General features: G+C 43.3%; 14 protein-coding genes, 1 tRNA gene and 1 pseudogene. 2 read left to right on the top strand and 14 right to left on the bottom strand.

Annotation, left to right across the window (positions count from 1 at the left end):
* Nucleotides 1-124 precede the first annotated feature (124 nt).
* Nucleotides 125-682: a phasin family protein gene (locus B7X71_RS08480; protein ID WP_293599141.1), complete on the bottom strand. Its 558-nt coding sequence runs from the start codon at nucleotides 680-682 to the stop codon at nucleotides 125-127.
* A gap of 184 nt (nucleotides 683-866) precedes the next feature.
* Between B7X71_RS08480 and pagP the strand changes: the two genes are divergently transcribed.
* Nucleotides 867-1,418 carry a lipid IV(A) palmitoyltransferase PagP gene (gene pagP, locus B7X71_RS08485; protein ID WP_293599142.1) on the top strand — a complete coding sequence of 184 codons (552 nt, stop codon included), beginning with the start codon at nucleotides 867-869 and terminating at the stop codon, nucleotides 1,416-1,418.
* Nucleotides 1,419-1,424: 6 nt separating this feature from the next.
* On the opposite strand, the gene B7X71_RS08490 is transcribed toward pagP, so the two are convergent.
* From B7X71_RS08490 to B7X71_RS08550, 13 genes and pseudogenes are all read right to left on the bottom strand, one after another.
* The gene (locus tag B7X71_RS08490; protein WP_293599143.1) at nucleotides 1,425-1,985 is read right to left on the bottom strand and encodes a peroxiredoxin; all 561 of its coding nucleotides are present in this window, start codon (nucleotides 1,983-1,985) and stop codon (nucleotides 1,425-1,427) included.
* Between the two features lie 27 nt (nucleotides 1,986-2,012).
* Entirely contained in the window at nucleotides 2,013-2,603 is a 591-nt protein-coding gene (locus B7X71_RS08495; protein ID WP_293599144.1) for an SRPBCC family protein, read from the bottom strand.
* A gap of 69 nt (nucleotides 2,604-2,672) precedes the next feature.
* Nucleotides 2,673-2,873 carry a BLUF domain-containing protein gene (locus B7X71_RS08500; protein ID WP_293600517.1) on the bottom strand — a complete coding sequence of 67 codons (201 nt, stop codon included), beginning with the start codon at nucleotides 2,871-2,873 and terminating at the stop codon, nucleotides 2,673-2,675.
* Nucleotides 2,874-3,003: 130 nt separating this feature from the next.
* Nucleotides 3,004-3,765: a YoaK family protein gene (locus B7X71_RS08505; RefSeq protein ID WP_293600516.1), complete on the bottom strand. Its 762-nt coding sequence runs from the start codon at nucleotides 3,763-3,765 to the stop codon at nucleotides 3,004-3,006.
* A gap of 96 nt (nucleotides 3,766-3,861) precedes the next feature.
* Nucleotides 3,862-4,194 (bottom strand): DUF3147 family protein, encoded by a 333-nt coding sequence (locus B7X71_RS08510; protein ID WP_293598033.1) that lies wholly within the window; start codon nucleotides 4,192-4,194, stop codon nucleotides 3,862-3,864.
* A gap of 76 nt (nucleotides 4,195-4,270) precedes the next feature.
* Nucleotides 4,271-4,525: pseudogene (locus B7X71_RS08515) on the bottom strand (DinB family protein); the annotation flags it as partial.
* Between the two features lie 23 nt (nucleotides 4,526-4,548).
* Entirely contained in the window at nucleotides 4,549-4,788 is a 240-nt protein-coding gene (locus B7X71_RS08520; protein ID WP_293598034.1) for a DinB family protein, read from the bottom strand.
* A 41-nt stretch (nucleotides 4,789-4,829) separates the two neighbouring features.
* Nucleotides 4,830-5,435 (bottom strand): GNAT family N-acetyltransferase, encoded by a 606-nt coding sequence (locus B7X71_RS08525; RefSeq protein ID WP_293598035.1) that lies wholly within the window; start codon nucleotides 5,433-5,435, stop codon nucleotides 4,830-4,832.
* A 1-nt stretch (nucleotide 5,436) separates the two neighbouring features.
* The gene (locus B7X71_RS08530) at nucleotides 5,437-6,120 is read right to left on the bottom strand and encodes a haloacid dehalogenase type II (RefSeq protein WP_293598036.1); all 684 of its coding nucleotides are present in this window, start codon (nucleotides 6,118-6,120) and stop codon (nucleotides 5,437-5,439) included.
* Between the two features lie 134 nt (nucleotides 6,121-6,254).
* Nucleotides 6,255-6,330 (bottom strand) — tRNA-Phe (locus B7X71_RS08535).
* 566 nt (nucleotides 6,331-6,896) lie between these two features.
* Nucleotides 6,897-7,466, bottom strand: coding sequence for a Panacea domain-containing protein (locus B7X71_RS08540; RefSeq protein ID WP_215302266.1), 570 nt, complete (start codon nucleotides 7,464-7,466; stop codon nucleotides 6,897-6,899).
* A 259-nt stretch (nucleotides 7,467-7,725) separates the two neighbouring features.
* Nucleotides 7,726-7,872: a hypothetical protein gene (locus B7X71_RS08545; RefSeq protein ID WP_215302268.1), complete on the bottom strand. Its 147-nt coding sequence runs from the start codon at nucleotides 7,870-7,872 to the stop codon at nucleotides 7,726-7,728.
* A gap of 285 nt (nucleotides 7,873-8,157) precedes the next feature.
* On the bottom strand, nucleotides 8,158-8,646 hold the full coding sequence (locus tag B7X71_RS08550) for a DUF6641 family protein (protein ID WP_342394109.1): 489 nt from the start codon (nucleotides 8,644-8,646) through the stop codon (nucleotides 8,158-8,160).
* A gap of 336 nt (nucleotides 8,647-8,982) precedes the next feature.
* Here B7X71_RS08550 and B7X71_RS08555 point away from each other — a divergent pair, with 336 nt between their 5' ends.
* Complete coding sequence (locus tag B7X71_RS08555; RefSeq protein ID WP_015422232.1) at nucleotides 8,983-9,441, top strand: hypothetical protein; 459 nt, start codon at nucleotides 8,983-8,985, stop codon at nucleotides 9,439-9,441.
* Nucleotides 9,442-9,652 lie beyond the last annotated feature (211 nt).

The following is a 9,652-nucleotide window of genomic DNA, read 5'->3' on the forward strand; positions in this document are numbered from 1 at the left end:
AAACTAAAGGGATTGAGCCCGGTAAATTACCGAACTCAATCCCTCGTGCTAACCTAATTAAACTGTCCAACTTTTGGGGGTCAGTTCAGTAGGTGGCTTCTCATTTACAACTCGTAACTACTATTTACTTAGCGCGGCTTTTTGTTGCCTTTGGAGTCTGACCAAACTGACCTTGTGCCGTCTTCATTGCTGTTTCAACACTTTTCTCAAAATTTGCAAAAGCGTCTTGAGTGGTAGAGCGCACTTGATCAAAGTTTTGCATTGCTGTGTTGAATGCAGATGTAAAGGCGCTTACATAAGCCTCAGAGCCAGCAGGCGCTTTTGAAGTCGCTGCTGCTACAAAGCTCTTCAAATCATCTTGTGATTGGTCAATAGCCGCCTCTACTGCTTCCACTAACTCTTGGTTGCCACGACGCAGCACTGCAGCAACTTTTTTCTGATAAGCGGCAACTTCTGCAACAGCCTCTTGAACTTCTGGGCTTTGCAAAAGATCTAATGCGGCTTTGGCATCTTTACCTTTTAATAACTCAGCAGCTTTTGCTTGCGCATTTGCTACAGCTTGTTGTGCTGCTTGGTAATTGATTTCTGCTAGCTCTTGAGCATTCTCAAGGGCGGTTTGACCTAGAGCGCGAGCGCTTTCTACAGATTTAGCTTGATTTCCTGCGAATTGATTATTGAACATGGCATTTCCTTTAAAGGGTTATTTGTTGCACTGCACCATATTAATCACTTATTTGAGGCTTAGCAAGGAAATATTGCTGCAAAGCAACATATAATCTCGTCAGCTGAAGTAGTCTCTTATAAAAAAACAGCATCAATCCTCAATTAGGCGGCACTTTTCTTTACCAGGTTTACAAATATTCGTTATGTGCCGTAGATTTATTGTCATTTTGCTTCTCTGCATGCCGTTGGCGGCACTCCATGCTGAAAGCGTCTCAAACTGGTTCCAAACCGCAACGGGCCACCTTGAGTCTATTTGGGATAAAGGTGGAAATGAACTTTATATCCCCCTCTACACCTATCACATGCCCTATGCGTACTCTCAGGACAAGATTAATGAGTACACCGAATATCCCATGGGAATTGGGTTTGGAAGAGGCTTAATAAATGAGAGTGGCAATTGGGAAGGTATTTATGGAATGACCTTCAAGGACTCTCATGGCATTTACCAGTACATGGTGGGCTATGGATGGATACCAATATGGAACATTGGCAATAGTCCTGACTGGAAGTATGGCGTTGGAGCAACTGCTTTCATCATGTCACGACAAGACATCATGAACTACATCCCCTTCCCTGGGGTGCTCCCGATTGCTTCAATCAGCTATAAAGATCTCAGCATTCAAACTGCCTACGTGCCTGGCGGACAAAACGCTGGGAACGTACTGTTCACCTGGGCCAAATACAATTTGCCTTAATTAAAATCAGACGGGATTATTTTTCAAATAATCGATGACCCAAGCCGGATCACTGTCGCTTGGAAAAATTGGGTAGTGCACAGCCTCAATCACACCATCATTCGCCACCAAGGTAATACGCTTTAACAGAGTCATTCCGGCCGCAACAAAAGTCGGCAACTGCAGAGCTTGCTGAAATTGATAGTCCACATCACTGAGCACAGCAAATGGTAAATGGAGGCGATCAGCCATCTCTTGCTGGTATTCGGTATGTTGCACACTCAATCCCACAACGTCTGCACCTAAAGAGCGAAGCTCCTGATAGTGATCTCTGAACGAGCAGCTTTGTGGTGTACATCCCCTTGCTCCCGGCATCTGATCCCACCCATCAGGCAAAGCTACATTCGGCTGCCCCGTCATTGGGTAGCAGTAAATCACTAAGCGGCCCTTAAGCTCACCGAGATTAAATCGCTTACCGGTAGTTGTGTTTAAAGAAATGGTGGGTAAACACATGCCCACCAGGTGCTTGGCTGCCCCATCATCCTGAGGAATAGGTAGATCGCTAGGCAATTGATTGAGATTTGTCATAGAGTTAATCTTAGCCTAAAAGCTGGCCTACCTGCACGTCTTTGCCACGACCGACTTCTTGAGTGATGCCATCTCAGCCATGGACTCAAACTGTCGACGCACAATATTTTTAATGAAGAACTCAATCACCACTGATGGCACCAAAGAGCTTGGCTCAACCTGTGCATCATATTTAAAGATAGTGGAATCCTTCTCAGACAATAGCCGCCAACTTCCCTTGTAATATTTTGTATCTCCACTGAGCTGCTCAAAGAGCAAGGTCCTATTAGGGACCTCAACGTACTCAAGCTCGGATCGCATCTCAAATGGGATAAATAAAATCCTTTCTTCGAGTAAGCGGGCCACTCTTACTTTATTGCCCGATCTGGAGAGTACTTTTGAATCAACTATTCCAGGTAAATTTTTGATGCCTTCATAGTCAGTAATAAATGAAAAGGCTTCGCATACAGTAATGGGCACCTCATAGCTTGCGATCACCTGAAAGCGATCGCCCGATCTAGTGACCCCGACCTTTAAGTCATAGGGATTAGATGACTCTTGCGCAAGGGCAATACCAAATGATGCAATAAGAAGAAAGTAGATTAGCCGCTTCATGCCAATAGTGTAGATAGATGCCATTAGGTAGACTACCTTCGCATTCCGCAAGTTGCTCGCTTAAGGCCTATAGCGAGAGAGTGCTCACAGCAATTATTCTGCTGCTGTACGCATTAACCTAAGGAGCTCAACATCATGCTCCGGCAAGCCATCCAATACTCCAGTGAGATTTGGCATCTTTGTAAGAATTTCTTTTGCTAAGAAAAAGCGCATTGACCAAGTGGGAAAGCTTCTTTCTGCAATATCCTCCATCTTCAAGAGGCGCACCTGTTGATGTCGCGGATCTCCTTGAATTTTCTCCTATATTTTCAGGGCTTCACTTCGAAACACCTCTAATATTTGGCCAAAATGTTGGTTTTCGTTCACATCTATTCTCAATAAATTTTGATATGCCTTAGTGACCCGCAGCAGAATCAGCGAAAGACTAGGATAGTCGATCGCGCATGATTGCCCTAATGTCCTGATAGATCTGCAAGCCAGCGATAAAGATGAGGGATAGGGAAAGCGGCACCACCGAAATATAGCCAACTTTTTTAAAGCTGATTGCCCCAATAATCCCTCCAACTAAAAATACTGAAAAAATGAATAAATGGGTTTTTAACTTTTCTCTATTGGCTTTGACATAATTATTTTGATTCGCTTCGCTTGATTTGTTCCAGTAAATTAACTTTCCCAACTCGATACCTATGTCCGTAATCACCCCGGTCATATGGGTCGTTCTAATTTCTGCCTTTGATGCCTTAGTAACAATCGCATTTTGCAAGCCCATAACAAAGCAGAGGAGCAATGCAATCGCCGGCACCGTTAGGGGCAAATATAAATTTAAGTTAGCCCCGACCAATCCAAAAACTAAAAGCAACACTGCTTCGAGCAATAACGGCAACGCAAACTCACTATGAATTCTTCTTCTATGGCCCCAATTAACAATGATGGCAGTAGTGGCGGCACCGAATAGAAAAGACAACAAGAGCGAGATACCGCCTAGCACTGAAATCAAATCATTAAGAGCCAGATCATCCCCAATCGCAGAAATGATGCCACTCATATGCGAGGTGTAGCGGGCAATCGCCAAGAATCCACCCGCATTAACCGCGCCCGCAACAAATGCCATATAGGCGCCCAACTGAACATTAGTCCTGTGGGAGCGCTCGGCGCTAGTTAAAAGCTGGATGAACTTAATTGGCATTGAAGCTCTATTCTACGACTCAGACTTTTTCAAGAATAAAATTGGGCGTCCGAAGCAAAGTCTACGCAAGTAGCTAAATCGGGGCACGGATAAAGCCTACCTGGATAGCAAATACTGGGTAATCGAAAAGAGGCCTACCGTTAAGCCACAACAAATGAGCAAAGACAAATAGAAGTTGTATTCATTTTTAAGCATCCAACTTAGCAAGAGGAACATGGGCAATGTTGGAATAACATACCAAAATGTCTCTTGGCTGATATCAGCAACCCGGAGCTTGTCCCTTGATTCGACATAGATCCAGATAAAGGCGGTAATTGAAACAATGGGTAAGGCCAACAGAAACGCAGCTAGAGCAGAGCTCCGCTTGCTGAGTTCACCTACCGCAACAATCACAATGGCAGCAATGAGGGTTTTAATGACATAGAGCATGCATCTATATTACGCCCTGAAGATGGTCTTGACGCCTCAATGTGAGTAAAAACACATAAGCTGCAGACTCGAGACCCTATCCTAGTTCTGCCTCATTAAAAGCATCGCGCATACATACGGGTAAATCTATTGATGGCGGTCTAAAACCAGATTGATAAAACATGTCCCCAATATGGCCTCGATGAAACGCTTTGTGATTACAGATATGAATCAAAATGTCACCCCTAGTCATTTCTCCGGCGCTGCCATCAACAAAGGAAAAGCGCACTTTTTCATTCAGCCAGGACTCGCTCATTGAATCGGCATATTGAACATACCAGTCGCCCATTTCATTTAACGTTTCCGAAAGTAGCTTTAAAGAATCTGGTGATTCGGTAGTGCGAGATGTAAAACGTGGTCATTACCAAGCAAATGAGCCCTCCATATTTGATCAACAATCACTATATGGGCCAAAGTGAATGCCATTCCACCAAATGCCGCGGCACGATTTTTGCTGAACTCCTCATGCGGCAGGTTAGAAATAGCAGCTAAGAGCAAGTTATTTGCCCACTTGTTGTAGCGCGTAAGCATTCGGATATTTCGAACAACAGACATAAGGCCTCTTTTGAGAAGCTAGCCTAAGATGAATCGCCAGTTTATGACTTAGGTGATTGCAATCGAAAGCTCAAATGAGCATCTACAGCAGGAAATTCACCTGCCAGAATGCTATATACACAGGTATCTCGAAGACTATCTTTGGCATCTAGATGACGATTAATCTGGTGACTTCGCAATATACCGTCTAGTTTCGCCCCCAATCTCTCAATCCCTTTTCGACTTTGATGATTGAAAAAATGCGTACGAAATTCCACGGCAACACAAGCTAAGTTCCTGAATGCATATCGCAATAGCATCAATTTACATTCAGTATTGATGGCCGTGCGCTGAACCGACTGACGGTACCAAGTAGATCCTATCTCCAGCCTACGATTTTCTGGCTCAATATTCATATAAGCAGTCATTCCAACGGGATTGCCACTGGCATCCAAAATACAAAACGGATTCATTGATCCCAACTGCTGTAAGCTCAAACGCCTTTCAATTTCTTTTGACATTGACTCAGGCGAAGGAACGCTTGTGTACCAAAGCCTCCAAAGCTCACCATCCCTAACGGCCTCACATAAACCATCATGATGCTCCACAGTTAGTGGCACTAATGAGGCATGCTCGCCCTGTAAGGTAACCGAATCGGAGAATTTCATCTTATATAACTTTCAAAACCTTGCTTAGAGAGTCGCCTTCATAGTTTGGTATTTCACCAATCTCTTCAAAGGGATGGTTTAAGCGATTAACCCAAAACACGTCGAAGCCGAACCACTTGGCCGCTAGAGCATCCCAAGCATTACTCGATACGAATAGTATCTCCTCTTTCTTGACTGGAAAAGCTTTAAGCAAAAGTTCGTAGGCTTGTGGGGCGGTTTTAAATAGGTGAATATCTTCAATAGTTACTACTTTATCGAGATGAGAATTTAAACCATTACTCTCCACCACCGCAGCCAACATCTCTCTACTGCCGTTAGACAAAATAGCAGTTGCAATACCCCTCTCTTTAATTGCCTTGAGCACACTCAAACTATCGCCAAACCCAGTGAGCTTGGCATACTGATCCATCAGTCGTCTCTCATTTTCGGGAGTGAGGTTTAATTCCATCCGCTTACAGACATACCTCAATGAGCGAATCGTTAGCTCCCAAAATGGAAGATAGTGTTTGCTGCCATCAGGACTGGGGTCACTCATAGTTACCAAGCGGGTGTATTCGATTTGGCGCTCACGCCACATCAAAGCAAAATCCTGCCCATGACCCGGAAATAATTCTTCTGCCAACTGCCTCATGGAATAGACATCAAATAAAGTTCCATAGGCATCAAAGGCTACGAGCTTATACATACCGTCTCCCTGTTTTTATTATGAATCTGTATTGTCATTTAAAACAAGACTTCATGATTAGATCATCTCAAGGAAAGCAATGCCAGCCGCCAATACAGATGAAAAAACCACCCGAAGGTGGTTTTGGTATTTCTTGGTGGCCCGGGGCGGAATCGAACCACCGACACAAGGATTTTCAATCCTCTGCTCTACCGACTGAGCTACCAGGCCAAGAGCTAAGATTATAGCGGAACTGTTTTTAAGCTACACAAAATGGGCTTACTGTAGCCAACTCTATTGATTTATAGGGAAATCCTGTCGGAGTGGGGATGGCAGACCCTTCTTAACGGTGTGCGACTTAGCTGATGTGGCGGAGGATTGCCTTTAGACCGCCTATGACTTAGGCGCAAGGAGATGCACATACTTTAACGGCGTAAATTTAGAAGTTATGGCGCCAGTAACAATTCGAGCAAATATATCCTCTCGTAAGGATTCATGTGATATGAACGTTCCCTGCGCTACGGCCTTAAGCAATTTACTTGTCTCCTCATGCCTCATCTTTGCATAGAATACAAAACTATCGTGCCTAATAAAATCATGATCCCCTTTTGAAAGCTCACAAGTTAAATCTTGCATTCTTAAGTGATCTCGAGTGCTAATTGGTACAAGTAAATTGCATTGCAGAGATTCGATGTTTAATGGATCGCTAAGCAGAATAAACAAATGTTTCCGATCTGGATCATCATCTGGCCCTGAAGGTATCAGGAGCGCCGCCCTTTTGTAAGGGAGAAAAAGCTTCATATTGAAGCAAATAAATTATCTATATCCTGAGCTGACTTATGTGAGACGATGATTTGAGCTGCCGTCTCTTTATCAAATTTTTTGCTTTTCTCTAGTGCCTTGACAATGTCATCAAACTCCAGAGAATAAGAAGACCCATTTGGGTCGTGCCACTCCGGACAATTAATATGGGTCCAATCCCGAATTGTCCACTTATCCATCCCACCAAAATTACCCCACACAATCTCCAAAACCTCGAGCTCAGCCCTACTTAATTCATCAAGTTCTCGGTGCGCCACTGAAGAACGAACAGCTACTTCATGATTTTCTTTGTCAGAAATCCAAGACTCCCAACCACCATCCTGAGATTCAATGTCGCCGTCCATCAGATTTAGGGTTTTTGAAAGCACGGGACCATGAGGCATTGATACATAAAGATCTCCGGAAATTGGCATTCCAAAAGATTTGATGGCCTCTCTATCTGAAAGATAGAGTAATTTCATCAATTTAAGATGTGACATGCGGGCATTACTTTCTTTTCTCAAAAAGAAAGTAGCCATTTGGGCCACTTTGCGCTCATTAAACATAGTAGGTCGATTTTACTCTTTAGCAATAAGCACTGTTGCCGCCTTATCAATATTTTGTATTATAAAAACAACGAACCTTTATCTGGCTAATTTAAATGAGCAGCCTTCCCAAGCTCAACTTGGCCAGACTTAATCTTCTGCCTGGCTCGCTCGGCTTTAACAGCTTGCTGATCTTGCTTCACTCGATCTTTCATTGATTTAAGTCTGGCTTGCTCTGGGCTTAATGGCTTTTGAGGGGCTATTTCATTGAATCGCATAGCTAACCAATCTGCAATGGTTGATGTGGAACATTACTGCTCCCGAATATAGCCTGGAATAATTTATATGCTTGAGCTTGATTTTGGGCATAGAGAATAGTTTCCACCCACATTCCAGCGGCATTAACAGTTGCCTTGTATCTTTTCATATAGATATTTAGTCGAACCATGATCGGGCCACCCCGCAAGTTTGCGAAGATGGCGCTGCCTTAAAGCTCTTTCATACCCAATATATGCGTGCTCCCCAACTGCGAGCTAAAGCTTTTACTTGCTGCTCATTTAACGCTTGAATTGTTGTTGTTACTTCTATGCCGCCGATTTTTAGGATTACTAGATATGTTTTCATAGAGATATTTAGGCACGCTGTTAAGTGTTTAAATATTTCCTAGATCCCTGGATGGCCACGAACGATATCGTGGCCATTAACAACATCACTATCGCTTAAACCCACTCCTCAAGCTGGCGCTTGCAGTTTCTATCTGAGCATCTAATTCTCCCGCCTCTACTGCCGACTTAATCGACTCCAATGCCTTTACTAGCTCAAGGCCACTAGCCACCTCAACACTGGGCTTGCCCTTTGCCAATTCTATGGTCCAGCTTCCATACTTCACAGAGACGCAAACCTTGCCTTGTTCTGATTGGAACCACCAGGGCTTAATTCTTTTTGGAACCTCCACTTGCTTACGCAATCCAGTTTGAGGGTCTTTAATTGAGCGGTATTTCATCACTACAAACGGCGTGCCATCCATTTGACTTTTGGCCAACTGAATCTGCTCCCAAAGTTTTGATCCAAGTTTGTTTCTGCGAATCACGACGGCAGGCATATGGGTTGGTTTTTTAACTGCTACTAGTTTTAAGTTACTTAATGCGCTCATTGTTTTCTCCTTTTGGTTAATGGGCACAAGCAGTTTGTTTTCAATCATCCAGATAGGTCGACCTCTTTTTGGCAATTCTTCTATTTCGACTCATTTTGGATAGAAAAAATGCGGGTTTTATTGAGCTGTCATAAATATTTTTGCGAGTTGCTTGGTTACACAGTAGATGTCGCAAGAAGAAAAAGAAGTTGCATAGTTGAGTTTGAGTAGTTGCTAGTAAGTTACTCGTAGTGGCAAATGAGTAACTGTGACCAAGTAACACAACTTCGTAACTCCTCTTTTGAGATCTGCGACTTTTACTGCAACTGATCTCTTCTGATCTCTCTTGTAACCAACCAAGGAACTAGCAACAAGAACTCAATTAAGAACACAAGGAGAAAATAAATGAGAGAAATCGCAATCAGAGGCTTTATCAACGAGAAGTACAACACCCTATTTGGCAAGGGATTATTTAGACGAGCCATCTATAACGGATCGGTGGAGCTTCATAATCCAAACCAAAAGTATCTAGTAGATTTTTATGAATATGAACAATTCCAACATACCGCCAAGACAGATCAACAAATCGCTACTCTCAAAAAGTTTGAAGCCTGCGGGGTAGCGAATACGCCCGATCTTGTGATGTCATGGATTGTGCATTACGAACCCCTAACTAAATCTAAAGAGCTGGTCGATGGCTATTGCATTTACCTACAAACTACGGGTGAAGTGCATATTGAAATTGATGATGTTCTAAATGGAACAAATGATGAGTGGGACTTAAAAGCACATCACTGTAAAGCCATGGGCGCCAACAAGCCTGTATTTGTTGCCACGAACGTGGACTTGAACATAAAACAATAAAAACCCCTCAAAAAAGCTCTACACGCAACGATTTTGGGGCATCACACGCCTTGTTGCTGGGCGCATATCAAATAGCGTGCAGGGTTGATTTGAGCTATTGCTGTATGAAGCACTCAGATCGTCGTCTAAAGACGACAGGCACTAGGGATTTGGCATAAATATTTAAAGGAAATACAGGTTAAGAAAACTACACTTTTCTTTGGTGCTTTTT

The sequence above is a fragment of the Polynucleobacter sp. 39-46-10 genome, from assembly GCF_002282275.1.

What these genes read in the sequence shown, in the direction of transcription:
- B7X71_RS08480 (WP_293599141.1), bottom strand. Translation starts at nt 682, where the DNA reads ATGTTCAATAATCAATTCGCAGGAAATCAAGCTAAATCTGTAGAAAGC.
- pagP (WP_293599142.1), top strand. Translation starts at nt 867, where the DNA reads ATGTGCCGTAGATTTATTGTCATTTTGCTTCTCTGCATGCCGTTGGCG.
- B7X71_RS08490 (WP_293599143.1), bottom strand. Translation starts at nt 1,985, where the DNA reads ATGACAAATCTCAATCAATTGCCTAGCGATCTACCTATTCCTCAGGAT.
- B7X71_RS08495 (WP_293599144.1), bottom strand. Translation starts at nt 2,603, where the DNA reads ATGGCATCTATCTACACTATTGGCATGAAGCGGCTAATCTACTTTCTT.
- B7X71_RS08505 (WP_293600516.1), bottom strand. Translation starts at nt 3,765, where the DNA reads ATGCCAATTAAGTTCATCCAGCTTTTAACTAGCGCCGAGCGCTCCCAC.
- B7X71_RS08510 (WP_293598033.1), bottom strand. Translation starts at nt 4,194, where the DNA reads ATGCTCTATGTCATTAAAACCCTCATTGCTGCCATTGTGATTGTTGCG.
- B7X71_RS08520 (WP_293598034.1), bottom strand. Translation starts at nt 4,788, where the DNA reads ATGTCTGTTGTTCGAAATATCCGAATGCTTACGCGCTACAACAAGTGG.
- B7X71_RS08525 (WP_293598035.1), bottom strand. Translation starts at nt 5,435, where the DNA reads ATGAAATTCTCCGATTCGGTTACCTTACAGGGCGAGCATGCCTCATTA.
- B7X71_RS08530 (WP_293598036.1), bottom strand. Translation starts at nt 6,120, where the DNA reads ATGTATAAGCTCGTAGCCTTTGATGCCTATGGAACTTTATTTGATGTC.
- B7X71_RS08540 (WP_215302266.1), bottom strand. Translation starts at nt 7,466, where the DNA reads ATGTTTAATGAGCGCAAAGTGGCCCAAATGGCTACTTTCTTTTTGAGA.
- B7X71_RS08545 (WP_215302268.1), bottom strand. Translation starts at nt 7,872, where the DNA reads ATGAAAAGATACAAGGCAACTGTTAATGCCGCTGGAATGTGGGTGGAA.
- B7X71_RS08550 (WP_342394109.1), bottom strand. Translation starts at nt 8,646, where the DNA reads ATGATTGAAAACAAACTGCTTGTGCCCATTAACCAAAAGGAGAAAACA.
- B7X71_RS08555 (WP_015422232.1), top strand. Translation starts at nt 8,983, where the DNA reads ATGAGAGAAATCGCAATCAGAGGCTTTATCAACGAGAAGTACAACACC.